Raw genomic sequence first — 26,233 nt, 5'->3', positions numbered from 1 at the left:
TGGCGCAGGTATTGGGCCGACGCTAGATTCTGGCCAACGCTTGGGCCAGGTCCGCGCGTAAATCCTCCACCGCCTCAACCCCCACCGACAACCGTACCAGTCCATCGCCAATGCCCAGTTGCGCACGGGTGTGAGCCGGAATGCTGGCATGGGTCATGATCGCGGGATGCTCGATCAAGCTTTCAACCCCGCCCAAACTCTCGGCCAGAGCGAAAATACGCACGTTCTCAAGAAAGCGTCGGGCACCGGCCAGATCGGTGTTCAGGTCGATGCTGATCATTCCGCCAAAGCCGTGCATCTGCCTGCACGCCAACGCGTGCTGTGGGTGCGACGCTAACCCCGGATAGTAAACCCGTGCCACCTGCGGCTGGCGTTCCAGCCACTGCGCCAGCTCCAGCGCATTGCTGCAATGGCGCTCCATGCGCAGGGCTAGCGTTTTCACCCCGCGCAGGGTGAGGAAGGCATCGAACGGCCCGGCAATGGCGCCCACCGAGTTTTGCAAAAAGCCCAAGCGCTCAGCCAGATCAGGGTTCTGCCCGACCACGGCGATGCCGCCGATGACATCGGAGTGGCCATTCAAATACTTGGTGGTCGAGTGCACCACCACGTCAAAATCCGACTCCAGTGGCCGCTGGATCCATGGGCTGGCAAAGGTGTTGTCAGCCACGCACAGGATGCCGCGGGCACGACAGATACCCGCGATGGCAGCCAGATCGGTAAGGGTCAGCAAGGGATTGCTCGGCGTCTCGACCCACACCATTCGCGTGTCGTCCTGCAATGAGGCCTCGAAGGCTGCGAGGTCACTGAGGTCGACGAAAGTGAAACGGTGCCCGGCGCTGCGCTGGCGCACCTTGTCGAACAGGCGAAAGGTGCCGCCGTACAGGTCATTGCCCGAGACCACATGGGAACCGGCGTCGAGCAACTCCAGCACCGTGGAAATGGCCGCCAGCCCAGATGCGAAGGCGAAGGCCTGAGTGCCCCCTTCAAGGTCGGCCACACAACGTTCCAGGGCAAACCGCGTCGGGTTGTGCGAGCGCCCGTAATCCAATCCTTTGTGCACGCCGGGGCTTTGCTGCAAGTAGGTGGAGTTGGCGTAAATCGGCGGCATCAGCGCGCCGGTTGAAGGGTCTGGCACTTGGCCTGCGTGAATCACGCGGGTGGCAAACGCGCGGGGCGCGCCGGTTTTATCGTCAAGGCTCATACAAGGGATCTGCGTAAGTGATTGAGGAGGTCAACGCGGGTTATCAGGCCGTGAAAGCCCGAAGCGTCGGCGATGATGGCCACCAGCCCGCGGTCGAGTTCAGCCTGCAGCTGCGCCAGACTGGCGCTCGGCGGCAGGGTTTGCAAGGTGCGGGACATGGCGCTGGCAACCGTCGAACTAAAATGTGAAGGGTCTTCCTGCATGCCCAGCAGAATGTCGGATTCGTCGATCACGCCGATCAGACGCTTGCCGTCTTCCAGCACCGGCAGCTGCGATACATCCGCCAGACGCATGCGTTGAAACGCGGTCAGCAAGGTGTCATCCGGGCCGACGCTGATCACCCGGCCATCTTCAAAGCGCCGGGCGATCAGGTCACGCAGGTCATCGTAATGTTTGTATTGGAGCAGGCCCTGATCTTTCATCCATTGGTCGTTGTAGACCTTGGACAAGTAGCGGGTGCCGGTGTCGCAGACAAAACTGACAACCCGTTTCGGCACGGTTTGCTCACGGCAATAACGCAGCGCGGCGGCCAGTAAGGTGCCCGTGGAAGAGCCGCCCGGAATGCCTTCGGCGCGAAGCAATTGACGGGCGTGATCAAAACTTTCCTCGTCGCTGATGGAATACGCATGGCGAACGCTCGACAGGTCGGCAATCGAGGGAATGAAGTCTTCGCCGATGCCTTCCACTGCCCAGGAACCGGCCTGGCCAATGAGGCCGCTGCGACTGTATTCAGCCATGACCGAACCCACCGGGTCAGCCAACACCATTTCAAGATCGGGCTGCACCCGTTTAAAAAAGCGGGTCAGTCCCGTCAGCGTGCCCGCCGAACCGACACCGACCACTATCGCGTCCAGGTCATGCTGGGTTTGTGCCCAGATTTCCGGCGCCGTGCTGCACTCATGGGCCAGCGGGTTGGCCGGGTTGTTGAACTGGTCGGCGAAAAACGCATCGGGAATGCCTGCGGCCAACCTCGCGGCTACATCCTGGTAATACTCGGGATGGCCCTTGCCCACATCGGAGCGGGTGATGTGCACTTCGGCGCCCATGGCCTTGAGGTGCAAGACCTTTTCGGTGGACATTTTGTCGGGCACCACCAGCACCACCCGATAGCCTTTGGCCCGTCCCACCAGCGCCAGACCAAGGCCAGTGTTTCCAGCGGTGGCCTCGACAATGGTGCCGCCGGGCACCAAGCGCCCGTCGCGCTCGGCGGCGTCGATCATGGCCAAGCCGATGCGATCCTTGATCGAACCTCCGGGGTTCTGTGATTCTAGTTTGAGAAACAGAGTGCACAGGCCGGTGTCAAAACGGCTGACACGCACCATCGGCGTATTACCGATCAATTCGAGCACGGCGGGGCGGGCGTTGTGGGACATGTCGTCACCTCGTGTGGTTTACGGCAAACATCCATGTAGTAACCATAGGCCGCCATTCATTTGCCGCAACGTGGGACTGCAACTGTCTATGCCGTGTAGCCGCTGACGAGGAACGAAGGCTGCGATCGAACGCGAAGCGGTCGCACAATGGGGCGCCTCGGTGTGTCAAGTTTTACGACGGCTTTGGCGCCGATCGCAGCCTTCGTTCCTCGACAGCGACTACAACATCTGTTCGCCATCCCTAAGTCTGATCAAGTCTTTCCCGCAGAAACTCAATCAAGGCCTGCACCGCTGGCGAGCGCTGGCGGTGCTGCGGGTACACCGCCGAGAGGGCCAGTGGCGCGCTGCGAAATTCGTCCAGCACCCGCACCAGCCGCCCATCCTCCAGCGCCGCGCCCACAATAAACGTCGGCAGGTAGGTAATCCCGATGCCGGCGATGGCCGCATCCCTGAGCAACTCACCATTATTGACCCGCATACGCCCGCTGACGTTGAGGGTCAAAGGCTTGCCCTGCCCTTCAAAGCGCCACTGCACCTGCCGACCGTGCCCGTAAGGCAGGCACTCATGGGTGTGCAAGTCTTCAGGTTTGAGTGGCGTACCGCGCTCAGCCAAATAAGCCGGACTGGCGCAGTACACACGGTCAATGAGGGCGATACGGCGGGCAATCAGTGTGGAGTCTTCAAGCACGCCAATGCGCAATGCAAGATCGTACCCTTCGCTGAGCAAATCCACTGGACGGTCGGTGAGGTCCACCTCCACCGCTATTTCACTGTAGCGCTGCAAAAACAACGGCAGCAAACAGCCCAGATGCGCCATGGCAAAGGACAACGGTGCACTGAGCCGCAAGGTGCCGCGCGGCTCAGTGGTTTGCCCGGCGATGCCCTGCTCCATCTGCTCGACGTCGTTGAGCAAGCGCATGGCCGAGTCGTAGTAGCTCTGACCCAAGGGCGTCACGTCCAGTCGCCGAGTCGAGCGATTGAGCAAGCGCACGCCCAAGCGCTCTTCCAGTTGCATCACACGGCGACTGACAAACTGCTTGGACAGGCCCAACTGGTCGGCCGCCGCGGTAAAACTGCCCGAGTCGATGACCTGGCAAAAAATACGCATATCTTCAAAAGGGTTCATTGTCACAGCCTGGTGGACAGTTAAACCCTTTATAGCCGCTTTCTCGCATTTCAACACCCGACTAGTCTGTATTCACGGCCCCGCCATCAGCAACTGGAGTGTATCCATGCCCTTTGTCCTCGCTCATCCGCTGTCCTTTGGCGCCTTATTGCTGCTGATCGACGCCGTGCTCTGGCACGTTCAGCCGTTCAAGCAGCGTGTGCTGCGGGTCGGTGTGCGACTGGCGCTGTTTATGGTGTTCAGTGCGCTCATCATCAACGCCGGGGTCAGCCCGTTGCAGGCTCCGTTATTTACCGATGACCCGGTGATGCAATTGGGCGCTACGGCGCTGGGGATTCTGTGGTGGCTGTACGCGGCGCGGGTGCTGACCGAGTTGATCGGCCTGGTGCTGATGCGTCGCATCGGTCACAGCGGGCGCTTGTTGCAGGATGTGATCGGCGCACTGGTGTTTCTGGCCGCCATCGTAGCCGCTGCCGCCTACATTCTGGAGCTGCCAGTCAAAGGGTTGCTGGCGACCTCGGGCGTGGTGGCCATCGTCATCGGTCTGGCCTTGCAGAGCACCCTGAGCGACGTGTTTTCCGGCATCGTGCTCAACACCACCAAACCCTATCAAGTTGACGACTGGGTCTTGATTGACGGCGTTGAGGGCAAGGTGCTGGACATCGACTGGCGCGCTACTCACCTGCTGACCAGCACCGGCAGCACCGCCGTGGTGCCCAACTCGGTGGCGGCCAAGGCCAAGATTGTCAACCTGAGCCGCCCCGTCAACCTGCACGGGGTCTCGATCAGCCTGCAAGTGCCCAACCACATTCGTCCACGCCGCGTACTGGATGCGTTGGAGCGTACGCTACAAGGCAGCAGCCGGTTGCTGCCCACGCCTGCGCCCAAAGTGCTGCTCAAGGAAGCCGGTGAAAGCCTGTCCGAATACGTGATCAGCGGGTTTATCAGCGAGCTGGGCGACAAGGGTTCAGTGCGCAATCAACTCTTCGACCTGGCGCACCGTCATCTGGAAGCTGCGGGAATTTCACGCCAGCTCGACGCCGTGATCGAACCTGCCGGACGCGCCCGCGCCTTGCTCGATGAAGTGAAAGTTTTCCGCTCTCTGAGTGAAGAGGAACGCGACCGCATCGCCCAGTCGATGATTGCCCAGCCCTACGCCGCAGGCCAGGTGGTGCTGGCCCTGAACGACGTGCCGGAAAGCCTGATGATCATCGCCACCGGCGTAATCAGCGTCAGCGTGACAGGTGCAACCGGGCCGGTCGAAGCAGGCCGCATGGGACCAGGGGAAATCATGGGCGAAGAGAGCGTGCTGGCAGACTCGCCGTCACAGGCGACGTTCACCACCCTGACCTCAAGCATCATCTACCGGATCGACAAATCCCTGACCCGAGAGTGCATGGCCCAGCGGTCAGAAGTAGGACGGGCGTTGAATACGTTGAAGGCGGTGCGCGAGCAAAGCAGCCGCTCGGCCTTGATGGCCGCCCCGGCACCGATCAAAAAAGGCGGTTTTTTAAGTTGGTTGCAGACACGCCAATAGCCCGTTGTCACTGCCGACAGTGTGCGACAGCGACAACGAACGATTTATTTAGCGGTCAGCACGGTGTAGCTATTAATCAGGTTGCGGTAGTTGGGAATACGCTGGGACAGCAAGTTGGCCAAACCTTCCATGTCATTGCGCCAGTCACCTTGCAGCTCGCACGCCACCGAAAACCAGTTCATCAATTGCGCACCCGCCGCGGTCATGCGCGCCCAGGACGCTTGTTGCACGGTCTGGTTGAAGGTGCCCGAAGCGTCCGTCACGACAAACACGTCAAACCCTTCCGCCAGCGCCGACAGCGTCGGGAACGCCACGCACACGTCGGTCACGACACCGGCGATGATCAATTGCTTGCGGCCGGTCGCCTTGATCGCTTTAACGAAATCTTCGTTGTCCCACGCGTTAATTTGGCCGGGGCGCGGAATGTACGGCGCGTCCGGGAACAGCTCCTTCAATTCGGGCACCATCGGGCCGTTGGGGCCGCTTTCAAAGCTGGTGGTCAGAATGGTTGGCAGGTTGAAAAACTTGGCCACGTCGGCTAACGCCAGCACGTTGTTTTTGAATTCGTTGGGCGAAAAATCCTGCACCAGCGAAATCAAACCGGTCTGATGATCGACCAGCAACACCACGGCGTCATCTTTGTTCAGGCGCTTGTAAGGAACAGTGCTCATCTAAAACTCCTTGAAGATTGAGTGTTTCGGGTAAGGATCAAAAGGCAAAACAGGAGCAGCCAAAGGCACCCCAAAAACCGGCGAAGTCGCTGACCGGGGCGTTGGATAAACGGGCTGTTTCGTGACGGTGGGCATGCACGCCGCACGGTCCGCTGCAGTGATGCACCTGCGCTTGCAACGCTGAAGTGGGCCGCCAATGCCCGGGGACCTTGACCACCGGCGACCAGTCGGGCAGCACCGGCACGCTGGGCGGGCCGAAGGTTTCGAAGTCGCCGGCGGCGTACACCACCTTGCCGCCGACCACAGTGAGGACGGATTCAATCCACTTGATGGCTTCTTCGTCGACGCTGAAAAAGTCCGCACTCAGGGCGGCCAGATCGGCCAATTGACCGACTTTGATCTGACCTTTCTTGCCCTGTTCGGAGGAAAACCAGGCGCTGCCGTGGGTAAACAGTTCAAGTGCAGTGAGCCGGGAAAGGCCCTCGGCGTGCAGTTCCAGACCGCCTACGGTGCGTCCGCTGACCATCCAGTACAGCGAGGTCCACGGGTTATAGCTGGACACCCGCGTCGCATCGGTGCCCGCGCCCACCGGCACGCCTTCGGCCAGCATGCGCTTGATCGGCGGCGTCGCTTCAGCGGCTTTGGCGCCGTAACGCTCGACGAAATATTCACCCTGAAACGCCATACGGTCTTGAATGGCAATCCCGCCGCCCAGCGCCCTCACCCGCTCGATGTTTTGCGGGGTAATGGTTTCGGCGTGATCGAAGAACCACGGCAGGCCATTGAAGGGAATATCGCGATTGACCTTCTCGAACACGTCGAGCATTCGGCTGATGGATTCGTTGTAGGTGGCGTGCAAACGGAACGGCCAGCGCTGCTCGACCAAATGGCGCACCACCGGCTCCAGCTCGTCCTCCATGCTCTGGGGCAAATCCGGACGCGGTTCGAGGAAGTCTTCAAAGTCTGCCGCCGAGAACACCAGCATTTCCCCGGCACCGTTGTGCCGCAAGAAGTCATCGCCCTGATGCAGGGTCACGCTGCTCGTCCAATGCTTGAAGTCGCTCAACTCTTCTTTGGGCTTTTGCGTGAACAGGTTGTAGGCGATACGAATCGTCAGCTGTTGATCCTTGGCCAACTGTTCGATGACCTGATAATCATCGGGGTAGTTCTGAAAGCCGCCCCCCGCATCAATCGCACTGGTGAGACCGAGACGATTGAGTTCGCGCATAAATTGGCGGGTCGAGTTGACCTGATACTCCAGCGGCAGCTTCGGCCCCTTGGCCAGCGTTGAATACAGAATCATCGCGTTGGGCCGCGCCACCAGCATGCCGGTCGGGTTGCCATTGGCGTCGCGCACGATCTCGCCGCCCGGCGGGTTCGGCGTGTCGCGGGTATAACCCGCCACCCGCAGCGCGGCCCGGTTGAGCAACGCACGGTCGTACAGGTGCAACACAAACACCGGGGTATCCGGCGCCGCCAGATTGAGTTCTTCGAGGGTCGGCATGCGTTTTTCGGCGAACTGGAATTCATTCCAGCCGCCCACCACGCGCACCCATTGCGGGGTCGGGGTGCGATCCGCCTGCTCTTTTAACAGGCGAAGCGCATCGGCCAGAGACGGCACGCCCTCCCAGCGCAGTTCAAGGTTGTAGTTCAAGCCGCCACGAATCAGGTGCAGGTGCGAGTCATTGAGGCCGGGAATGACGCAGCCGCCCTTGAGGTCAATGAGTTGTGTGCCTGCGCCTCGAAAGGCCATGGCCTGCGCATCGGTGCCCACCGCAACAAAACGGCCATCGCTGATGGCCACAGCACTGGCACGCGGGTTTTCGCGGTCAACGGTGTGAAATTGACCATTGAACAAAATCAGATCGGCACTCATCGCGTTTCCTTGGGCTCAGTGGATGACGTCAGCCAGGACGCGAACACTCGCGTCGCCATCGGCATAAACAGATAAACCACCGACAACACGATGGTCAGCGTGATTACAAAAGTGGCGACCACGTAGTTGGACAGCACCGGGCTAACGCCCAGTAACGGCTTCCAGATCAGCGGCACCAGCAAGGTGTGCGGGAAGATCACCAGTAATGTCAGCGCCGCTTGCTTCCAGCGAGGCGGCGGTGAACGGGTTTCGTTTGGCGGCGAAAACCAGAACTCGTTAGCTGGATTGACTTCGGTCTGGTCGCCGTCCGCCAGCATGGGGATGGCTTCATTGACCAACTCACGGCGCTGGGGCGAATCGAGCCAGCGCTGCATGGCATCGGTGGAACAAAACCGCAGGATGCAGGTGTAGGTATCAAGACCGGCATGTTTACCGGGTATCACGTCTACGCCCAAGTGACCTTCCCATTGCCCGGCGATGCGCACGATGTTGCGCAACCAGGTTGAGTAAGGCACTTCAAAACCGGCCTTGACCCGATGTTTGATCACCAGAGTCACGACCTCCATCACGTTGGATTCAGGCATTGCGCAAGGCTCCATCACTCTGAGCACGCTCTGTAGCCGCTGTCGAGGAACGAAGGCTGCGATCGAGTGCGAAGCGCTCGCAAAACCTTTGAACGCGGTCAATCTATGGCGCCGCGTTAACCCGTTCTACGACGACTTCGTCGCCGATCGCAGCCTCGTACCTCGTCAGCGACTACACCGTTTTAGCGAAAACTGTGACTCAAGCCTTGAGAAACTCCAGCAGGTCGGCGTTCAGTTGGTCCTTGTGTGTGTCGGTCAAACCGTGGGGCGCGCCGGGGTAAATCTTTAGCGTCGAACCCTTGATCAGCGCCGCTGAAGCAATCCCGGCCGCTTCGATGGGCACCACCTGATCCGCGTCGCCATGAACCACCAGCGTCGGAATGTCGAATTTCTTCAGGTCTTCGGTGAAGTCGGTTTCGGAAAACGCCTTGATGCAGTCGTAGGCGTTTTTGTGACCGCTGGTCATGCCCTGCATCCAGAACCAGTCGATCATGCCCTGCGAAGCTTTGGCACCCGGCTTGTTGAAGCCAAAGAACGGGCCGCTGGCCAAATCGAGGTACAACTGCGAACGGTCAGCCAGCGAGGCTTGGCGAATACCGTCAAACACTTCAATCGGCAAGCCTTTGGGGTTGGCTTCAGTCTTCAACATCAAAGGCGGGACTGACGAAATCAGCCCCGCCTTGGCCACCCTGGCCGTGCCATGACGACCGATATAGCGCGCCACTTCACCGCCCCCCGTAGAGAAGCCGATCAGCACCACGCGCTGCAAATCCAGCAGCGCGATCAACTCCCCCAGATCTTCGGCGTAGGTGTCCATGTCGTTGCCCGTCCACGGCTGACTGGAGCGGCCATGCCCACGGCGGTCGTGGGCAATCACCCGATAGCCTTTGGACGCCAGGAGCAGCATCTGCGATTCCCAGCTATCCGCATTCAGCGGCCAACCGTGGCTGAAAACGATGGGCTGACCAGAACCCCAGTCTTTGTAGTAAATTTCGGTGCCGTCGCGGGTGGTGAAAGTGCTCATGAGCTGTTCATCCTTGTGCTGGGAAGGCCGATGCCTTCTGCTTGGCTTGAGGTTTCAGAGTGTCAGGCGTAGACGGGTACTGAACGAGTTAAACGTTGTTAATTTTTGCCGGAGTGCTCCTTTGACTTTTCCCGCGGCTCAGGCCATTCACTTCGGCCCCTACCGGGTCTACCCCGAACAACGTCGGGTGATGGACACCGAACAACCCGTGCGCCTTGGCCGCCCGGCGCTGGACATTTTGTTGATCCTGTTGGCGCACGCCGGTCAAGTGGTCAGCAAGCAGACCCTGATTGCCGGGGTGTGGCCCAAAAGTGTAGTCGAGGACATCAACCTGCGCGTGCACATGGCTGCGTTGCGCAAGGCGCTGGGCGACGGTCAGAACGGCCAGCGCTTCATCATTACCGTGGCCCAGCGCGGCTACAGCTTTGTCGCCCCGTACTCGCTCGAAGCCATCGAGGGCGTTGACGCTCACGTTGTGGCCGAAGCCCATAACTTACCCGTGCGTCATACCCGTATGCTCGGGCGTCAGCCGCTGGTCGAGCGCTTGGTACAAGCATTGCCGCGCCAGCGCTTTATCTCGTTGGTCGGGCCCGGCGGTATCGGCAAAACCACCGTGGCCTTGCGCGTGGCGGAGCACCTGATCGGACGCTATCGCGACGGTATTGGTTTTCTGGACTTGGCGGCGCTCACTGACCCACAGTTGATCACCGCGCATCTGGCGACGCTGCTCGAACTGTCGCTGCACGACGGCGACCCCATAAAGGAACTGGTGGCATTTTTGAGTGACCGGCAGATGCTGCTGGTGATCGATAACTGCGAACACGTGGTGGATGCCATCGCTGTGCTCTGCGAAGACATTCTGCGCGGTGCGCCGCAGGTACATATTCTGGCCACCAGCCGCGAAAGCCTGCGGGCCGAGGGTGAATTCGTGCAGCGTCTGGGTTCACTGGACTGCCCGCCGCCCAGCGCGGCCTTCAACCGTGCGCATGCCCTGAGTTTTTCGGCGTTGCAGCTGTTTATTGAGCGAGCCATGACCTGTCAGGACAGCTTTGAACTCAACGACGCTCAGCTGCCGCTGGCCATCGACATATGTCAGCGACTGGACGGCATTCCGCTGGCCATTGAACTGGCCGCCGGGCACGTCGCTCAATTGGGGTTGGCGGGTTTACTCAGTCAGTTGCAAAGCAGCTTCAGCTTACTGGCCCAAAGTTCGCACAGCCCCCTGCACCGGCATCAAACCCTGCGTGCGACCCTCGACTGGAGCTTCGACCTGCTCACCGCCTTCGAACAAACCTGTCTGCGTCGACTGAGCGTGTTTCGCAGTGGCTTCACGGTTAAATCAGCCGCGGCGGTGATCGGGGGCGAAGTGCTGGGGGCCATCACGCAATTGGTGGCCAAATCGCTGCTCAATGTCGAAATCGGTGACGAAGATGTGTTCTACCGTCTGCTGGACACGACCCGCAGCTATGCGCTGGAAAAACTCGACGAGTGCGAGGAGTTGACTGCCACCCGTATGCGCCATGCCGAGCGTTGTCTTGAGCTGATGCAATATGCCGGGCATGACTGGGAATTAGTGACCACAAGCCGCTGGATCGAGCGTTACGCTCGCGGCCTGGATGATGTGCGTGGGGTGCTGGACTGGGGCTTGAACGGTGATGGCCCCCAGGCGCTGGCCATCCGTTTGGCCGCACACTCCGCACCATTGTGGCAGGAACTGTCGCTGCTCAAGGAGCACGGCCACTATGTGCGCAAAGCCCTCTTGCTGCTGAACGTCGCGCCGCAGCCACAACCTGAACTGGAAATGACCCTCAAACTGGCCTTGGGCAGCGCGTGTTATCACACCCAAGGCGGCACGGCAGAAACCATTGACGCCTTTGTCAGCGCCCTGATCCTGGGCCAACAGTGCAACCATGTGTCCGGGCAGCTGCGTGCCGTGTCGGGGCATATGGCGGTCAATCTCAGTTGTGGCAATTATCAAAGGGCCTTGGAGCAAAGCCGGGAGTTCGACCTTCTGGGACTAAACAATGACGCTGTGCTGGCCCTCAGCACGGATCGCTTGCGCGGCTTGGCACTGCACTTTAGCGGAGATCAGGGGCTGGCGCGGGTGAATGCCGAAGGGGTGATCCAGCGGATGGCCCACAGCGGGCACCGCAACCGTTTTACCCACGGCTTTGGGGTGCAGTACGACCAGAGTGTGGCGGCTTTGACGATTCTGGCGCGCATCCTGTGGTTGCAAGGTCAACCCGAACAAGCCTGGCGCACAGCTCGTCAGGCGCTGGATATTGCGCTGCAGATCAACCATGGCAACTCGATCTGCTACACCCTGGCGCTCGGCAGTTGCCTGATCGCCCACTACAATGGCGACACTTTGACAGCGCGAAAGCTCTTGCGGTTGCTGCTGGAGCAGGCGCAGAAACATTCGGTGCTGCTGTTTTACACCTGGGCGCGGCATTACGCGCAGGTGATCGACAGTTCAGCAGCCCCAGCACCCGCACAACCGGGCACAGGATTGATCAAGGACATTGTGCTCACGCTGGACGCCAGCAAGGTCGACGATCAACTGTTGCTCAACGCCAAAACGGGGGCGGCTGGCTGGTGCACTGCGGAAATTCTGCGGGCTAAAGCCCAAGCGCTGCTGGTCGACGATCCAGCGCGCAACGCCAATGCGGCCCAAGCACTCTTGCTCAATGCCTTGACGGTGGCGCGAACTCAGAGCGCGCTGGCCTGGGAGCTACGCACTGCTACATCTCTGGCTCAGCTCTGGCAGCAGCAAGGCCGTAACGCGCAAGCCCATACGCTGTTGGCGCCGATTTATAACCGTTTCACAGAAGGGTTGGCTACGCCGGACCTGGTCTGGGCTCGTCAGGTGCTTCACGCATCGCACGGGCGTAAGCCCGGCTCGTATTGAACAAACAGTAACGGGGCGCGCGGTCGCCCTGCTCCATCGTCAAAAACGACTTGAGCACCAAGCGTTCCACGGTTGTGGCCAACAGCGTCGGCAACACGCTTGAGCAAACAGCCACTCGGGTCAGTGCGGCCAATGTGAAAGGCTGCCTGAATACCGACAAACGCTGCAAAACCAATTTCTCCATCGGGCTGAGGTGTTGATAGCTCCAGTCCAGCGTGGCCTTGAGGCTTTGATGCCGCTCAACGGCCGTTCGTCGCCCTTGAGCCAGCCCCTGTAAACCGTGCTCCGGTTGTGCGAGCAAGCCGATCAACCCCAGCGTATCGATGTGGCATGCGGCCAGTTCAATGGCCAGGGGCAGGCCATCCAGCCTTCGGCAGAGTTCACCCACGGCGTCGAGGTCTTGCTCGCGCAGGACCCAGTCTTGCTGACGGGCTCGCGCACGCATGACGAACAGTTGCACGGCTGAATAGCCAACAGCTTGGTCAACCGTAAGCGAATTTTCGCTCGGCGGTACAGTCAGCGTCGGCACAGCCAACACAGTTTCCCCTGCGACCTGCAAAGGTTCACGGCTGGTGATCAGAATTGACACGCGGGGGGCGACCCGCAGCACATGTTCGACCAGCTCGCAGCAACGTTGCAGCCGATGTTCCGCGTTATCCAGCACCAGCAAGGCATGGCACTGCGCGTGTTCCAGCCTGAGGGGCATCTGCTCGAACGCCTCGACAGGATCCTCGGTAGCGCCTGCATCAACGTGCCAAACGCCGTCTTGGTAGTGCTGCATCAGCAACTCGGCGGTGCGTAAGGCCACCGTGGACTTGCCGACGCCGCCCGGGCCCACCAGAGTGATAAGGCGTTTACCGAGCATATGCCTGACCAGACTGGCGACGTAAGAATCCCGACCAACAAGGGTTGTGAGCCGTCCAGGCAGGTTTTGTAACGGCTTGAGCACCGGCTCGCCCAAGGTTGCCAGGCCCTTTACGGGCGCGATAAAACGGTAGCCCTGTCGAGGAACGTGGGTGATGTAACGCAGTTCGGCGCGCCCTTCGCCCAAAGCCCGACGCAAGGCCGCAATATGCACTCGAAGGTTGATCGCCTCGACCACCGTGCCAGGCCACACCCGAGCGATCAACTCATCCTTGCTGACCACCTCGCCTGCCCGCTCGACCAGCAACTGCAAGATGTCCAGTGCGCGCCCGCCCAAATTGAGTGGCCGATCACCGTCAAGGATCAGTCGCTGCCGGACGTGGAAGGTGTACGAGCCAAAGAGCAGCACCCCATCGCTGTTAATGTTCGAAAGACTGCCCATTCTTGTCGCTGGCGAGTCACTGAATAACAGCCGCAGCGACCCGCACCTCCATTGCAAATAGTTCTCATCTATCTTGGCAGGCATCTGCAACAGCACAACGGCCACGATGGGAGTAAAACTGCCATCTCGGTGCGCCTTACGGACATATCGCGCTAGCTGAACTGCTCCCGGTATTGGGCCGGAGTCAGACCAAGCCGTTCATTCAACAGAAACCGCATATGCCGTACGCTGCCGAAACCGCTTTTAAAAGCCACTGTTTTTAAAGGCAAATCACTGGTCTCCAGCAACTGTCGGGCGTAATCGATACGCACGCTCTGGATAAACGCCATTGGGGTCATGCCGACCTCTTGTGCGAACACTCTGGCGAAATGACGCGGGCTCATACTGGCCATCCGTGCCAGCGATTCGACAGTGAACGTCTGATCGAGCTGCTCCAGTACCTGCTGCTGAACCCGGGTGATTGTCGTTTCATGTGGCCCAATTGCCGCCATCAATGGACTGAACTGCGCCTGTCCGCCCTGGCGTTTCATCACTACCAGCAACACCTTGGCGACATCCTGAGCGACTTTTTTACCGTGGTCGTTACTGACCACCGACAGCGCGAGGTCAATGCCGGCCGTGACGCCGCCTGATGTAATCAATTGACGGTCCTGCACGAAAATCTGATCGATCTCCACACTGGCTGCCGGAAAAGCCTTGATCAGCCGCTCGGTGTAATGCCAATGAGTGGTGACACGAAAGCCGTCGAGTAAACCGGCAAAGCCCAACACAAAAGCCCCGGTGCAAATCGAACCGTACTGACCGGCCCGAGTGACTGCGCCTCTGAGCCAGTGCAGCAACAAAGGCGGTTTTTCGTTATAGGCACACGGCCCGCCCGGTACCAGTAACAAATCATAGGACTCGACCGCCTGATCCATGTGCAGATCCGCCTGTACGTTGATGCCGCAGGAAGCACGCAGCAGCCCAGGTTCGGTGCCAATGGTGGTCAGTTCATAGTGCTTATCGGGATGTAAATAACGATTGGCAATGGAAAACACTTCCATAGGGCCCGCCATATCGAGCAGAAGAAAATTGGGGAACAACACCATTGCCACGGTTTTCATCGGGTAGATCGCCTTTATCCAAAAATTCGTCGCCACTGATTGTCAACCTGAAAACGACAGTCTTACAATTTTCACCTACTTATTGCACGCATGAATAACCATTAACCTTCTCCTTACTCGGACGAATCAACGTCCCCATAGGAGATTTCATCATGCTGACTCTTCGTAAAGCTTCGGATCGCGGCGCAGCCGATCACGGTTGGTTGAAGTCTTTCCACACGTTCTCGTTTGCCAACTATCGCAACTCGAACGAACAAGGATTTTCCGACCTGCTGGTGATCAACGATGACCGTGTAGCCGCAGGCAAAGGTTTTGGTCAACACCCGCACCGCGACATGGAAATATTTTCCTACGTCCTTGAAGGCGCTCTGGAACACAAGGACACACTGGGCACCGGCTCGGTGATCCGTCCGGGTGACGTGCAGTTGATGAGCGCAGGCAGTGGCGTGGCGCACAGCGAATATAACCACTCGACTACTCAGCCTGTGCACTTTTTGCAAATCTGGATCGTGCCTGACGTCAGCGGCGCCGAACCGCGCTATCAACAGGAGCACTTCAGCGCCGAAAAGAAACGCGGACGTCTGCAACTGATCATCTCGCCTGAGGGCGACAACGGTTCGCTGCGCGTGCGCCAGGATGCCCGTGTGTATGCGGCCCTGATCGATGGTAATGAAAGCGCCACCCTGGAACTCGCGGCCAATCGTTACGCTTATGTGCATGTAGCCAGCGGCAGCGTCGAGCTCAACGGCGTGCCGCTGCAAGAAGGCGACGGGGTTCGGGTACGTGAAGAACAGGTGCTGACGCTGAGCAATGGCGTTAACGCCGAAGTGCTGGTGTTCGACTTGCGGCCACAAGAACTGCCGCAAATGCCGTGAAGGTATGTGTCGATTGGCATACAGCGGCGATACACAAAAACCCCTGAAGGGTACATCCTTTCAGGGGTTTTTTTATGTTTAGGAAGGATGGGGCCACTTCCCCAAGGCTATAGATATTTCCAGCCTATGCGCCTGCTAGACAGACTAATTTCTCTCTGCCAAAAACTTCAGTAACGTCTGCGTCACAAACCCCGGATTCTCCAGATTGGAGATATGCCCCGCCTCCGGCACTATCACACAAGGGCATCCGATCAACTTGGCCATTTCCTGAGCTTCCGACGGCGGCCGTGGCTTGTCCTGATCGCCACACATCACCAGCGTGGTTTCAGAATTCAATTCGCCCAGGCGTGCCAACTGGTCATCCCGTCCGAATGTCATTCGTCCCATCGGGACGATGCTTTCACGCAGACGTCCAGCAGGTAACGCCGCCAATGACGCGCGAAAATCCTGATACAGCGCCGACTGCGGATCGATGCCCGGACGGAAGAAAATCGGCACCACGATGTCCAGCAGATGCGCTGCGACCTCACCGGAGTCTTCGATCTGTTTTAACAATGAGAAATAGTATTGGCGAGTCGGCTCGGGTTCAACGCCGACGTAGGTATCCATCAGCACCAGGCCGTTGAGCCTCTGCGGTGCCAACAGTGCCAAACGCACGCCCCACATGCCACCTACCGACAACCCGACCAGAGTCACCTGATCGATACCCAGATGATCAAGCAGTGTTAGAGCCTGACGCGCCACATCATCCAACGACGTGGTGCTGTCGGGAAGTTTTCCGGATTGGCCATGGCCCCAGAGGTCCAAGGCAAGCACTCGATACTGTTGCGAGAGCGCGCTAATCTGCGGTGCCCACATGGCCTGGTCCCACAGATAGCTGCCGGCCAGCAGTACGGTCGGACCGGAACCTTGATCTATGTAGTGAAGGGGTTGTCCATCAACTATTACGAAAGGCATAGCCTGTCTTCTGTGCAAAAAATGGAGCCGATAGACTGTGTCGTGATAGATCGCCAGTCAATTTTTGATCGTTGTAATGTGTGTCAGTACTTAAGAGCGTTGCATTTGAACAGGTCGCTTAACGCCCTGGCCAGAAGAGGGGGATATGTAGACGAATTTTTCGAGTGAGCGCGGGGCCGTATCGAGATGAAACGCAGTAGCCACCTACAGGCCTGAAAACTCGCCTGCCTTGGTTGAGATAACCGCGAACCTGAAACTCCTCATAATTATTGTTGTAAGACAGATAGGGGCGATAATCTCACCCTTGCCTATGAAGGAATCCAATTATTTGCAAGGACGGTACTTGGCCGGACAGTTCCACTTTTACACCTGAATATTTGTCGAAGATGGAATGGGAGTGGTCAAATCCCGGAAACAAAAAAGCCCCGCAGACGTTAATCTGCGGGGCTTTTCAAATAATGGCGGAGAGATAGGGACTCTCAGAAAACAGCCATATGGGCCAACAAACACTGAATACATTGACCTTTAAGGCCAAGAGTGGTCAAACTGAGTGGTCAAATCAGAGATTTACAGCATGGCCACCCACCTTGTACAAAAGTCAGGACAAAGCACTTGGTATGTCCGCATGGCGGTGCCTGCCGATGTTCGTAAGGCATTTGATGGAAAGGCAAAGCTGATCAAGACTACTGGCACCAGCAACAAGGCCGAGGCTATGGACAAGCGACTTCCTATCCTCGCTCAGTGGAAAGCTGACATTCGCGCAGCACGAGAACAGGGAATGGAAGCTCGTGAACAATGGCGAGCGAACTTGGCAAAGGCAAGTCTGGAGATTGATAGTCAGATTGATGACAGGCTTCTGGAGGCTGTTAAGAGCCAACCCAAGGGTAAAGTGAAAGCACCCGAGGAGACACCAGAGGAGACCGCAGTTCGTCTTGAACAATTCGAAAGAGACAGAGCCGAAATCATTAGGGACGCCCAGTCTTTAGAGGACGCAGGTGCTGAAGGCCTAGTAGAGCGCTTGAGCACCCTCCTGTCCCAAAAACCTCTGACGCTGCTCGATGAAGTCCAAGCAACTGCGGAAATCACAAGGGACGTAATGTCACAGGTTACAAAGCGACTCTTTAGCCTCACACCGACCGAGGCTATCGAAGCAACTGAAATCATGTATACACCAACCTCATACAAACCAGTGTCGCCAATCACTGCCCCTCGCCTAAAAGCCTTTCGCTCGTACAGAGTGAAGTCAGAGGTGGCAGACAAGACCATCGACCAACAGGAAAGCAAGCTCAAAAAACTGTCTGATTACCTACGGGATCAAGGCTCACCTCTGACACGTGCAACTGTGGCTGCTTGGCTCGACACAATGAGTCTATCCAGCAAGACGAAGGCTCAATACTTGTTGGCAGGCTCCACGTTCTGGAAGTGGGCAATCAAACACGATTCCCACTGGCGGAGCGACTACTCAGAGAAAGACAGCCCCTTCACAGGGCAAGAACTCCCGAAGGTACGTGCTAAAGATAAAGCTGAGTCAGCTCGAAAGGCATTCACAGCAGAAGAGATTGAAAGCCTTTACGCCGCCGCCAAATTGAGCGGGAACGGCACACTGTGCGACCTAATAATGCTTGGCTCTTACACAGGCTGCCGCATTGAGGAAATTGCCCAGCTTCGCAAGGATTCGATAGTCACTGTGGAAGGCATCAGAACCTTCAAGATCACTGACAGTAAGACGGTAGCTGGCATCCGAGAGATCCCCATCCACCCGTCACTGGCAGAAGTTGTTGATCGACTCATAGACAAGAGCACTGACGGCTTTCTGCTTCCAAGCTCGTCAGGTAACAAGTACGGGATTAGGTCTGACCCACACAGCAAGGCATTTAGTAGGCTGAAAACAGCACAAGGCTTTGGCAGTCGTCATGTATTCCACAGCGTTCGGGCAATGGTAATCACCCTCCTCCTTCGTGCCGGAGTACCCGGCCCCACCGTTGCCAACATCGTGGGCCATGAAACTGGCTTGGTGACATTCGATGTTTACGATGAAGGCGCCAGCCCCAAGCAGAAACAAGATGCTATAAATCTGCTTTCTTACAGCTTTCAGTGAAAGCGCCCAAGCAAAAACAATCACCATCGGGCCTGATTTTATTATGACTTATTTCTATAAAACCATCTAAGACTATTGACAGAACCGCAAAAACATGTGTATAATGCTCTTATCCGCCCTTACCTATGCTCCCAATGGTTCTTATATGCTTCGCTATTGCGTTAGCAATAAACACAATCTGTATATGACAATCAAGCCCTCTTAACCGAGGGCTTTTTTATTGCTTGCAATTCGCATTCCTGGCCTAATGTGTGACGTTAATCATGGAATGCGTATAGGTGTATATTACATGCTAAAGCATGTAAGACTATGCCCTTGACCTTACGGTCACAGCCCCACCACAAGGCTTTCGCCTTACGCTGTACCCAATCATTTGTCACCACAGACAAAGCCTTGCTTTAGATCTTGATCTCTATTCATGTGGTTACCACATGGTATGCCACACACACTAACAATCAAGATCAAAAGCTTACAAGCCTTTCTGCCTGCATGGCAGATTGATTGGTGGAGTGGCAAGGCGTAAAGCCTTGTGGTGGGGCTGTGATCGTAAGATCAAGAGCATACCTTCTCCTGTGCACTCGGCACAGCATACATACAGTGTTCAATCATCCTGATTCATGTGTCCGGCAGCTCCTGATCTTGATCTTGATCTTGCTCTTGCTCTTGCTGTTCTATCTCATTGATTTTGTCTAGATTAATCAATCTATCTCTATAATGACGCTTTTTGTCCCATATATATGACTCTTTAACGGTCATACTTTACTCCTAAGTATGACTCTTTAACGGTCATCCCCTTCAATGAGACGAATCCTACGCCCCAAGTAAAAGATGGCGGATTTATCATTGATTAGTTCTATTAAATATGCTCGACCTATTGACAATTACCATCAATTAATATACAATGGTACATATAAAGAAGAACTCTTTTTAGACCCTCGCATTCCTGACCTTCTAGTTGGTGCTGAGCGGTCTGAATTAGTTATGACCCAATTCTCATGCGGTCATGTTGTTGCTCACACTCTCGCTGCTGAACAACAACCTTCTTTTTCAAGACACTCCAAACTTAATGCACCACATGCTCCCCGGCTGCTGGTGCTTTAATTTTGTCTTAAATAAAACACGTACATATCCCCCAAACCATTAACCTTCCAAGGAGGTGAATTGCTATGAGCAACGAAAAACTGTGCCTGTACTGTGGCGCATCACTTACACACAAACGCCGCGATGCTCGATTCTGTTCACCGGCGCATAGAGCAGCTAAATGGAGAATAGAGCAAGATCGAGCGGTATCAATCAAACTGACTGTACCTAAGTGCGAATTCCTAAAGATTAAATATGAAGCTGATATGTCGGGATTGCTGATCAATCAATTCATTATCAATAAAGTGGCAAGTGCGTCTGGTTGCGCGCAATGAATTTTGTTGTTGTTGATAAACAATCAAATCTAATAACGGGAGTGGTAACAGCACCAGCTCAACCAACAGATACAGCCAAGACTTTATTCATTAAGGTCGGTGAAATGACCCTCAATAAGTACTATAGATTATTGAGCAAGGCCCGTAAGAAAGGCTTGTTGGTAGATGTGGGCGAGCTTGCGACAATCTCACACGCATTCCTTGATTCATTGGTCGAAACGGACAAAAAACAGTGAAGTGAGGCTACCCTACAAGGCGCCATTTCCATCGCTCTGAGAGGCCCGGTTTAGAGCCTTCCAATATGGCATTTCGCGCAATGCTCGGCCTACATTTCCAACAACCAAAAATGGAGTACAAATAATGACTTTCAAAGAAAGGATGGCATACGCTCGTGAGCACAATAAACAACCCGCTGTTGCCGCTACTAAGCACACAAAGGCCAGAATGACAGAGTTTGAATACTGCAAATTAATCGTTGATCTAGCTATAACCAAACTAAAAGAGAGGGAGCAATGTAATGACAATTAAGTTATCTGACAAATCCGCTCAACAAAGCAGTATCCATCTACAAGGCTCTCAGAGCTGCGATACAGCCTAACCCACCCCAGCATATCAATTTCAATGCAGAAGCTCCCGCAGAGCCCCCCAGGAGCTTGCAAGCACTGTTACAAGCAACCATACAACCAATAAATCAAGAGAGAATCATTATATGACAACTAAAACAGATAAGATCGTGATCAAAGGCAGTCCGTCAAAGTTTGACCAAGCTGAATTAAGTAAGAGGCAAGGCCAATATCGAAATGCATATCAGCAAACATCCAAGTCATGCATCACGGTTAGAGGGAGTCACCCTAAAGAATTCTATCAGCGTATAATTGATCATGGTGCATTAGGCTATACACTAACAGATTATCCGGGTTCTAACGAGCCAATGAATTATAGTATTCTAATGAGGAAGCCTGAGCGCCTCCAAGAAGACGACTTAGCTAAAGTCGATTTAGAAGTTAAAGATAAATATGTGCAGGAGTTGCAAGCCGAGCATGACTCTTACAAAGACCAACTAACAAAGCAACTGCTCCAGAAAGAACAATTAAAGAAAGATAAAGCTGAAGCAGATGCTCAAGCTAAGTTATTGGCTAAAGTGAAGGCTGAAGTTGAGGGTTGTTATGCACCTTTGGTGATTCCAGACTGATGCAATGTAACTCAGTAACAGGTGCGGCAGCAGGTTGAAAAGCACGCGCTATCCCTTTGATAACTTCTCAGATTTCAACGCAGAGCGTGGTCAAACCTCGATAAACATTGGGTGTCGTGGTGGCGATGTTACGCAAGCCCAACGCTAAATCCAGAGGTAGGGGTTGTTACACTCTTTCAGTCATACGCTGAGATTGTCAGGGCTGTCTCTAGAAATTCGTGAGCTTGTTATCCTCTGCACCCAGCACGGTAAAAGCACAAGCTTGAAACCCCATATTTGTACATATGAGTCTCTGCCTGCCGAGCGCATTATGGGCGTTATGCCAATAAATTGAATCCTTTAGCATGACCTTTATTGGGCTGTCTTGTGCCACTTTATACATCAAGATGACATCATCGGTGCCTTTGCCATCATAAACACTCTTGTATGTGCAGCCCTCCAAATATCCTACTAACTCTCTCTGCGCGCTTGATTCTTTGAGAGGTCTGAATACACCTCCAGCAAATTGCAATAACAAAGATCTGCTTCCCGGATCCTGGCTTTCCCAGCGAGCTGCCTCCCGACTTGCAGGGGCATGGTGAAAGTCTTGGTCCATAATGATGGACGAAGCTGGCGGGCAAGAATCTATCTGATCCGCAAGCACCATTTTGGGAGCTAGAATCACCACCCCTGTAACCATCAGGCATTTAATGCTGACTTTCAGGCCCTTCAATCCACAGTCCCACATGCGCGCCTCCAAATAAAGGCACAATGCTACCACCTCGCTAGCGCGCTAGCCCAACACAATCCCCATTTAAATCCTGCGCCATGCGCAACAGCCCGTAATTGCTGGTCACAGCACTGGACGATTTCTGACTGTGTACCTCAGAGTCCCTCACGACTGTGTACCTCAGAGGTACAATAATAAGATCAATCTTTTAATAAGAACGAAAAGAACAATCGCTTCGCTCTTGTTCCCCCACCATCCCCACTACAGCACCCTTCCCCATATACGCCAGTTACAACATTGGCAATCAGCCAATAGCCCTCCCTGAATTCCAGCGCCAGCAAATGAGCGTCCTGCCCGGTAGTCCATCCCCATTTAATTCCTGCACCATGCGCAACAGCCCGTAATCGCTATCAAAGCACTAGACCTAAATGGTAGTGCAATAGATAGTCCATTATTACTATCAAATATCTATTGCAGATAGCTATATGGATGAATTATCATAGATCTATCAAATCAATAGCTAAAAAGGAAACCAGCAATGAATGCCCATTTGTACCTCAGAGCCTCCACCAAAGATCAGGACGCCAATCGTGCCAAGGTAGCCTTGGAGTCATTCGCTACTGAGAAGGGGCTGACCATTGCTGGTGTGTATGCGGAGAACATCTCAGGAACCAAGCTCAACCGCCCTGAGCTGATCGCATTGCTCGATTCTGCCAAAGAAGGTGACGTGTTATTGGTTGAGTCAGTTGACCGCCTGAGTCGCCTCTCCACAACCGACTGGGACACGCTTAAGTCTACGATCAAGGCCAAGGGGTTGCGTCTGGTTGTTGCTGACCTTCCCACCTCTCACATGCTGGTAGAGACAACAGGCATGACAGGTCAGATTATGGACGTAATCAACAATATGCTTATTGACCTAATGGCAACAATGGCCCGCCTAGACCAAGAGAAGCGTGTAGAGCGTATCAACCAAGGTCTGGCTAACAAGAAAGCCGCTGACCCTGACTGGAAACCCTCAGGCAAGGGCAAGAACGAAGAACTATGGGCAAATGTGAGAACCTTGATAGCCTCCCATCCCAGTATGTCTGCTGACAACATTGCCAAGCTTGCAGACTGTGGTGTCGCCACTGTGTACAGGATCAAAAGAGAAGAGGCTAAAGCTCTGCACCGCCATTACAGCAGCGAAAGCATATAAGCAAGGGGTGAGCCTAGGGCTGATACATAACGCTGCTCTAGCAGCCCCTCAGAGGCTTGTATAGGGATTTGTGTATCATGCAACACCCCAATACCTCTAATCCTCCGCAGACGTTGAGCATGTTACCTGTCGAATCGGATTTACCGTCACCTGATTGGCAAGGTTGATTGGAAGTGTCTAGCTGGAAAAAATGGATGGTTAGAGTGGTCAAACTGAGTGGTCAAATGCCGGAAACAAAAAAGCCCCGCAGACGTTAATCTGCGGGGCTTTTCAAATAATGGCGGAGAGATAGGGATTCGAACCCTAGGTACTGTCGCCAGTACAACGGATTTCGAATCCGTCCCATTCGGCCACTCTGGCATCTCTCCAACGGCGCGAATAATAACAGCGGTTTTCGAATCTGGCAAAGCCTTATTTCAAAAAAACCGCGTGCTATCAGTTGCTTGCGCGCCTTTGCTGCTTAAAGCGGGACGCCCAGGCGTTGGGCAACTTCTTCGTAGGCTTCGATAACGTCGCCCAAACCCTGACGGAAACGGTCTTTGTCCATTTTCTTGCCAGTGGCTTTGTCCCACAGACGGCAACCGTCCGGGCTGAATTCGTCGCCCAACACGATGCTGCCATCGTGGAATACGCCGAACTCCAGCTTGAAGTCCACCAGCAACAGGCCCGCGTCGTCGAACAGTTTGTTCAATACGTCGTTGACCTTCAGGGACAGCTCTTTCATACGAACCAGTTGCTCAGCCGTGCCCCAACCAAAAGCCACAACATGGGATTCGTTGATGAACGGGTCGCCCTTGGCGTCGTCTTTCAGGAACAACTCAAAGGTGTAAGGGTTGAGCTTCATGCCCTCTTCCACACCCAGGCGCTTGACCAGGCTACCGGCCGCGTAGTTACGCACTACGCACTCGACAGGGATCATGTCGAGTTTTTTAACCAGGCATTCGTTGTCGCCCAGCAGTTTGTCGAATTGAGTCGGCACGCCGGCTTCTTCGAGTTTCTGCATGATGAAGGCGTTGAACTTGTTGTTCACCATACCTTTGCGGTCGAGCTGTTCGATGCGCTTGCCGTCGAACGCCGAAGTGTCGTTACGAAACAACAGGATCAAGCGGTTTGCGTCGTCGGTGGTGTATACCGATTTCGCTTTACCGCGATAGAGTTCTTCACGTTTTTCCATGATGGGCTCCGCATGCTAAGTAGGTGGGCTAGGCGATTGTGCGCCAGTCGAGCCCTGAATCTTGATCGGCCAGTTGCAGCCAGTCCGGGTCGCACCCAAGGGTGTCAACGAAACATTGCCGGGCCAGCTGCGGCAGGTTGTTTTTGCTGCTCAGGTGGGCCAACACCAGATGTTGCAGGTCTTGCCAGCCCAACTCGGCCACCAGATTTGCAGCCTGGTGGTTGTTCAAATGTCCTTCCTGACCACCGACCCGCTGTTTGAGAAAAGCGGGGTAATGGCCACGGGCAAGCAGATCGCGACAGTGGTTGGATTCGATCATCAACGCGTCCAGATTGCTGTAACTGGCCAGTACGCCAGCGCAGTACGAACCCAGATCGGTCAACAAGCCAAAACGCCGCTGACCATCACTGAACACATATTGCGTAGGCTCCTGAGCATCATGGGCAACCCGTGTGACGCTGATTTCCAGCGCGCCAATCTGCAAGGTTTCGCCACCCGCCACGTAGGCGGCTGGCTCAATCGGTTTGCGCATCCCGCGCTGTGTGCCACGGCTCATGTACACCGGCAAATTGTAACGCCGAGACAGTAAACCCACGCCATGCACATGATCGGCATGTTCGTGGGTCACCAGAATCGCGCTGAGTTGGTGCGGGCTGACGCCCAACCGAACCAGACGGCGCTCGGTTTCTCGTAAAGAGAAACCGCAATCGACCAGTACATACGTGCTATCGCTGGCTATCAGCGTGCCATTCCCTTGGCTACCACTGCCGAGAACGGCAAAACGCATAGAGGATCAGCCCAGGTTGTCTTGGATAACGCTTAACACTTTGCGGGCCACTTCTGGCGAAGCAACGGTGTTGATGTTTTCCTCGACAGTGACCTGCACGGTATCGCCCACCTTGCTCAGACGAACCTGATAACGCTGGGCGCGAGCTTCCACTTCTTCCTTGTCCGGTTTGCTGCCGAAGAGGCCGGAGATAAAGCCAGGCTTGTCATCCTTCTTCTCGGCTTTTTCGGCCAGGTTGATGTAGTAGAGGCCCAAGGTGCGGTTGATGTCTTCTACACGCCACTCGCCCTGTTCCAACGCACGGCCCACACTTGACCAAGCGCGATCGAGGTCTTCGTTCAGGCTCAATACCAGGTTGCCGTTACCGTCTTCGCTCAGGCTGACGCGAGCCGGGGTGTCGAAATCACGTGCAGCTACCAGCGAAACCGAACCGCCCTTCTCGGCGTTACGGCTCATGCTGATCAGCATTTCGTCGACCAGGGCCGCATCCAGACCGGTATTCACCGACCGCTGACCAAAATCAACATTGGCCGTGCTACCCGCTGGGCGATTGGCGCTGACGATGTAGATTTCGCTGGTGTTGCGCTGAACGCCCGGCTCGATACGAACCCGCACGCGGGTTTCGCTGTCTGCCGACAGACCGCTGCTGGCGATGTGCCGAGCCATTGGCTGCGACAGCTCGTCGGCACGTTGCCAGCTCGTGGTGAACTCACCGGTCTGCGGACGCTGCTCGTCGATACGGAAACCGTTGTCCTGGAAGAACTGCATGGCCACCGGCCAGACTTCTGACGGCACGTGTTGCGCCATCACCCAACGGTTGTCACCGCTTTTTTGCAGGGTGTAGTCACTGGCACTGGCAATGGCGCCCAATGGCTGCGGACGCGGTACCTGGAACTCGCCCTTGATGTTGTCATCGGGCACGTTGCTCGGGATCGGCAACAGCGGCACCAGGCGTTTGTCTGTCTGAACACCCGGCGGCAATTTCATCGGCGCGGTTTGTTGCGCTTCAAGGTAATCGCTGCCACGGTCACGGAAGTAACCTTCTGGACCCCACAGCCAACCGCAGCCGCTGGTGCTTGAAATAATCACGGCTAGTGCGGAAAGTCCGGCCAATCGCTTCAT

At 55.7% G+C, this 26,233-nt stretch carries 24 protein-coding genes and 1 tRNA gene; 9 read left to right on the top strand and 16 right to left on the bottom strand.

All coding sequences use genetic code 11. The features are described from left to right. Positions 1-22 precede the first annotated feature (22 nt). The 3 genes from GHN86_RS00385 to GHN86_RS00375 form a co-directional block, all read right to left on the bottom strand. Entirely contained in the window at positions 23-1,201 is a 1,179-nt protein-coding gene (locus tag GHN86_RS00385) for a trans-sulfuration enzyme family protein (RefSeq protein ID WP_153377174.1), read from the bottom strand. Continuing rightward, the gene (locus GHN86_RS00380; protein ID WP_153385944.1) at positions 1,198-2,574 is read right to left on the bottom strand and encodes a pyridoxal-phosphate dependent enzyme; all 1,377 of its coding nucleotides are present in this window, start codon (positions 2,572-2,574) and stop codon (positions 1,198-1,200) included. The genes GHN86_RS00385 and GHN86_RS00380 overlap by 4 nt, the downstream gene beginning before the upstream one ends. Positions 2,575-2,815: 241 nt before the next feature. Continuing rightward, positions 2,816-3,700, bottom strand: a complete 885-nt coding sequence (locus GHN86_RS00375) for a LysR family transcriptional regulator (RefSeq protein ID WP_153377172.1) — start codon at positions 3,698-3,700, stop codon at positions 2,816-2,818. Between the two features lie 106 nt (positions 3,701-3,806). Between GHN86_RS00375 and GHN86_RS00370 the strand changes: the two genes are divergently transcribed. After that, positions 3,807-5,237: a mechanosensitive ion channel family protein gene (locus GHN86_RS00370; protein ID WP_153377171.1), complete on the top strand. Its 1,431-nt coding sequence runs from the start codon at positions 3,807-3,809 to the stop codon at positions 5,235-5,237. A 44-nt stretch (positions 5,238-5,281) separates the two neighbouring features. Here the strand turns inward: GHN86_RS00370 and ycaC are convergent, their stop codons facing one another. The 4 genes from ycaC to GHN86_RS00350 form a co-directional block, all read right to left on the bottom strand. Beyond that, positions 5,282-5,908, bottom strand: coding sequence for an isochorismate family cysteine hydrolase YcaC (gene ycaC, locus GHN86_RS00365; protein WP_153377170.1), 627 nt, complete (start codon positions 5,906-5,908; stop codon positions 5,282-5,284). Between the two features lie 37 nt (positions 5,909-5,945). Continuing rightward, a complete protein-coding gene (locus GHN86_RS00360; protein ID WP_153377169.1) occupies positions 5,946-7,784 on the bottom strand; it encodes an amidohydrolase in 1,839 nt (612 codons plus the stop codon). Beyond that, a complete protein-coding gene (locus GHN86_RS00355; RefSeq protein ID WP_153377168.1) occupies positions 7,781-8,368 on the bottom strand; it encodes an antibiotic biosynthesis monooxygenase in 588 nt (195 codons plus the stop codon). The genes GHN86_RS00360 and GHN86_RS00355 overlap by 4 nt, the downstream gene beginning before the upstream one ends. Before the next feature lie 199 nt (positions 8,369-8,567). Continuing rightward, on the bottom strand, positions 8,568-9,392 hold the full coding sequence (locus tag GHN86_RS00350; protein WP_153377167.1) for an alpha/beta fold hydrolase: 825 nt from the start codon (positions 9,390-9,392) through the stop codon (positions 8,568-8,570). Between the two features lie 121 nt (positions 9,393-9,513). Here GHN86_RS00350 and GHN86_RS00345 point away from each other — a divergent pair, with 121 nt between their 5' ends. Continuing rightward, the gene (locus GHN86_RS00345) at positions 9,514-12,300 is read left to right on the top strand and encodes an ATP-binding protein (RefSeq protein WP_228384854.1); all 2,787 of its coding nucleotides are present in this window, start codon (positions 9,514-9,516) and stop codon (positions 12,298-12,300) included. On the opposite strand, the gene GHN86_RS00340 is transcribed toward GHN86_RS00345, so the two are convergent. Then, positions 12,230-13,606: an ATP-binding protein gene (locus tag GHN86_RS00340; protein WP_153377165.1), complete on the bottom strand. Its 1,377-nt coding sequence runs from the start codon at positions 13,604-13,606 to the stop codon at positions 12,230-12,232. The two genes, GHN86_RS00345 and GHN86_RS00340, sit on opposite strands and share 71 nt — an antisense overlap. 152 nt (positions 13,607-13,758) lie before the next feature. After that, on the bottom strand, positions 13,759-14,709 hold the full coding sequence (locus GHN86_RS00335) for a GlxA family transcriptional regulator (RefSeq protein WP_153377164.1): 951 nt from the start codon (positions 14,707-14,709) through the stop codon (positions 13,759-13,761). 152 nt (positions 14,710-14,861) lie between these two features. On the opposite strand from GHN86_RS00335, the gene GHN86_RS00330 reads away from it, so the two are divergent. Further along, the gene (locus tag GHN86_RS00330) at positions 14,862-15,584 is read left to right on the top strand and encodes a pirin family protein (RefSeq protein WP_153377163.1); all 723 of its coding nucleotides are present in this window, start codon (positions 14,862-14,864) and stop codon (positions 15,582-15,584) included. A gap of 144 nt (positions 15,585-15,728) precedes the next feature. Here the strand turns inward: GHN86_RS00330 and GHN86_RS00325 are convergent, their stop codons facing one another. Beyond that, complete coding sequence (locus GHN86_RS00325) at positions 15,729-16,541, bottom strand: alpha/beta fold hydrolase (RefSeq protein ID WP_153385940.1); 813 nt, start codon at positions 16,539-16,541, stop codon at positions 15,729-15,731. Positions 16,542-17,115: 574 nt separating this feature from the next. Between GHN86_RS00325 and GHN86_RS00320 the strand changes: the two genes are divergently transcribed. Next, on the top strand, positions 17,116-18,639 hold the full coding sequence (locus tag GHN86_RS00320; protein ID WP_153385938.1) for a tyrosine-type recombinase/integrase: 1,524 nt from the start codon (positions 17,116-17,118) through the stop codon (positions 18,637-18,639). 615 nt (positions 18,640-19,254) lie between these two features. Here GHN86_RS00320 and GHN86_RS00315 read toward each other — a convergent pair. Next, positions 19,255-19,395 carry a hypothetical protein gene (locus GHN86_RS00315; RefSeq protein ID WP_153385936.1) on the bottom strand — a complete coding sequence of 47 codons (141 nt, stop codon included), beginning with the start codon at positions 19,393-19,395 and terminating at the stop codon, positions 19,255-19,257. A 410-nt stretch (positions 19,396-19,805) separates the two neighbouring features. Between GHN86_RS00315 and GHN86_RS00310 the strand changes: the two genes are divergently transcribed. The 4 genes from GHN86_RS00310 to GHN86_RS00295 all read left to right on the top strand — a co-directional run bounded on the left by GHN86_RS00310 (position 19,806) and on the right by GHN86_RS00295 (position 21,246). Beyond that, entirely contained in the window at positions 19,806-20,054 is a 249-nt protein-coding gene (locus tag GHN86_RS00310) for a hypothetical protein (protein WP_153385934.1), read from the top strand. Further along, positions 20,051-20,290 carry a hypothetical protein gene (locus tag GHN86_RS00305; RefSeq protein ID WP_153385932.1) on the top strand — a complete coding sequence of 80 codons (240 nt, stop codon included), beginning with the start codon at positions 20,051-20,053 and terminating at the stop codon, positions 20,288-20,290. The genes GHN86_RS00310 and GHN86_RS00305 overlap by 4 nt, the downstream gene beginning before the upstream one ends. Before the next feature lie 124 nt (positions 20,291-20,414). After that, positions 20,415-20,582 carry a hypothetical protein gene (locus GHN86_RS00300; protein WP_153385930.1) on the top strand — a complete coding sequence of 56 codons (168 nt, stop codon included), beginning with the start codon at positions 20,415-20,417 and terminating at the stop codon, positions 20,580-20,582. Positions 20,583-20,763: 181 nt separating this feature from the next. After that, complete coding sequence (locus tag GHN86_RS00295) at positions 20,764-21,246, top strand: hypothetical protein (protein ID WP_153385929.1); 483 nt, start codon at positions 20,764-20,766, stop codon at positions 21,244-21,246. Between the two features lie 208 nt (positions 21,247-21,454). On the opposite strand, the gene GHN86_RS00290 is transcribed toward GHN86_RS00295, so the two are convergent. Further along, positions 21,455-21,973 carry a DUF3757 domain-containing protein gene (locus GHN86_RS00290; protein WP_153385928.1) on the bottom strand — a complete coding sequence of 173 codons (519 nt, stop codon included), beginning with the start codon at positions 21,971-21,973 and terminating at the stop codon, positions 21,455-21,457. A gap of 520 nt (positions 21,974-22,493) precedes the next feature. Between GHN86_RS00290 and GHN86_RS00285 the strand changes: the two genes are divergently transcribed. Beyond that, entirely contained in the window at positions 22,494-23,150 is a 657-nt protein-coding gene (locus GHN86_RS00285; protein WP_153385927.1) for a recombinase family protein, read from the top strand. A 278-nt stretch (positions 23,151-23,428) separates the two neighbouring features. Here GHN86_RS00285 and GHN86_RS00280 read toward each other — a convergent pair. The 4 genes from GHN86_RS00280 to bamC all read right to left on the bottom strand — a co-directional run bounded on the left by GHN86_RS00280 (position 23,429) and on the right by bamC (position 26,233). Beyond that, positions 23,429-23,518, bottom strand: a tRNA-Ser gene (locus GHN86_RS00280). Between the two features lie 92 nt (positions 23,519-23,610). Then, positions 23,611-24,324 carry a phosphoribosylaminoimidazolesuccinocarboxamide synthase gene (gene purC, locus GHN86_RS00275; RefSeq protein WP_122781968.1) on the bottom strand — a complete coding sequence of 238 codons (714 nt, stop codon included), beginning with the start codon at positions 24,322-24,324 and terminating at the stop codon, positions 23,611-23,613. A 28-nt stretch (positions 24,325-24,352) separates the two neighbouring features. Beyond that, positions 24,353-25,111: an MBL fold metallo-hydrolase gene (locus GHN86_RS00270; protein ID WP_153377086.1), complete on the bottom strand. Its 759-nt coding sequence runs from the start codon at positions 25,109-25,111 to the stop codon at positions 24,353-24,355. Positions 25,112-25,117: 6 nt separating this feature from the next. After that, positions 25,118-26,233, bottom strand: coding sequence for an outer membrane protein assembly factor BamC (gene bamC, locus GHN86_RS00265; protein ID WP_153377085.1), 1,116 nt, complete (start codon positions 26,231-26,233; stop codon positions 25,118-25,120).

The organism is Pseudomonas helleri (genome assembly GCF_009600315.1).
GTDB classification, from domain to species: Bacteria; Pseudomonadota; Gammaproteobacteria; order Pseudomonadales; family Pseudomonadaceae; genus Aquipseudomonas; species Aquipseudomonas helleri_A.
Note: the sequence above shows the minus strand (reverse complement) of the source record. Positions and strands in the feature narration are given on the sequence as shown.

Bases quoted from the DNA above. Each gene is read 5' to 3' on its own strand.
- GHN86_RS00385 (WP_153377174.1), bottom strand. From the start codon at position 1,201: ATGAGCCTTGACGATAAAACCGGCGCGCCCCGCGCGTTTGCCACCCGC.
- GHN86_RS00380 (WP_153385944.1), bottom strand. From the start codon at position 2,574: ATGTCCCACAACGCCCGCCCCGCCGTGCTCGAATTGATCGGTAATACG.
- GHN86_RS00375 (WP_153377172.1), bottom strand. From the start codon at position 3,700: ATGAACCCTTTTGAAGATATGCGTATTTTTTGCCAGGTCATCGACTCG.
- GHN86_RS00370 (WP_153377171.1), top strand. From the start codon at position 3,807: ATGCCCTTTGTCCTCGCTCATCCGCTGTCCTTTGGCGCCTTATTGCTG.
- ycaC (WP_153377170.1), bottom strand. From the start codon at position 5,908: ATGAGCACTGTTCCTTACAAGCGCCTGAACAAAGATGACGCCGTGGTG.
- GHN86_RS00360 (WP_153377169.1), bottom strand. From the start codon at position 7,784: ATGAGTGCCGATCTGATTTTGTTCAATGGTCAATTTCACACCGTTGAC.
- GHN86_RS00355 (WP_153377168.1), bottom strand. From the start codon at position 8,368: ATGCCTGAATCCAACGTGATGGAGGTCGTGACTCTGGTGATCAAACAT.
- GHN86_RS00350 (WP_153377167.1), bottom strand. From the start codon at position 9,392: ATGAGCACTTTCACCACCCGCGACGGCACCGAAATTTACTACAAAGAC.
- GHN86_RS00340 (WP_153377165.1), bottom strand. From the start codon at position 13,606: ATGGGCAGTCTTTCGAACATTAACAGCGATGGGGTGCTGCTCTTTGGC.
- GHN86_RS00335 (WP_153377164.1), bottom strand. From the start codon at position 14,709: ATGAAAACCGTGGCAATGGTGTTGTTCCCCAATTTTCTTCTGCTCGAT.
- GHN86_RS00330 (WP_153377163.1), top strand. From the start codon at position 14,862: ATGCTGACTCTTCGTAAAGCTTCGGATCGCGGCGCAGCCGATCACGGT.
- GHN86_RS00325 (WP_153385940.1), bottom strand. From the start codon at position 16,541: ATGCCTTTCGTAATAGTTGATGGACAACCCCTTCACTACATAGATCAA.
- GHN86_RS00320 (WP_153385938.1), top strand. From the start codon at position 17,116: ATGGCCACCCACCTTGTACAAAAGTCAGGACAAAGCACTTGGTATGTC.
- GHN86_RS00315 (WP_153385936.1), bottom strand. From the start codon at position 19,395: ATGACCGTTAAAGAGTCATATATATGGGACAAAAAGCGTCATTATAGA.
- GHN86_RS00310 (WP_153385934.1), top strand. From the start codon at position 19,806: ATGAGCAACGAAAAACTGTGCCTGTACTGTGGCGCATCACTTACACAC.
- GHN86_RS00305 (WP_153385932.1), top strand. From the start codon at position 20,051: ATGAATTTTGTTGTTGTTGATAAACAATCAAATCTAATAACGGGAGTG.
- GHN86_RS00300 (WP_153385930.1), top strand. From the start codon at position 20,415: ATGACTTTCAAAGAAAGGATGGCATACGCTCGTGAGCACAATAAACAA.
- GHN86_RS00295 (WP_153385929.1), top strand. From the start codon at position 20,764: ATGACAACTAAAACAGATAAGATCGTGATCAAAGGCAGTCCGTCAAAG.
- GHN86_RS00290 (WP_153385928.1), bottom strand. From the start codon at position 21,973: ATGTGGGACTGTGGATTGAAGGGCCTGAAAGTCAGCATTAAATGCCTG.
- GHN86_RS00285 (WP_153385927.1), top strand. From the start codon at position 22,494: ATGAATGCCCATTTGTACCTCAGAGCCTCCACCAAAGATCAGGACGCC.
- purC (WP_122781968.1), bottom strand. From the start codon at position 24,324: ATGGAAAAACGTGAAGAACTCTATCGCGGTAAAGCGAAATCGGTATAC.
- GHN86_RS00270 (WP_153377086.1), bottom strand. From the start codon at position 25,111: ATGCGTTTTGCCGTTCTCGGCAGTGGTAGCCAAGGGAATGGCACGCTG.
- bamC (WP_153377085.1), bottom strand. From the start codon at position 26,233: ATGAAGCGATTGGCCGGACTTTCCGCACTAGCCGTGATTATTTCAAGC.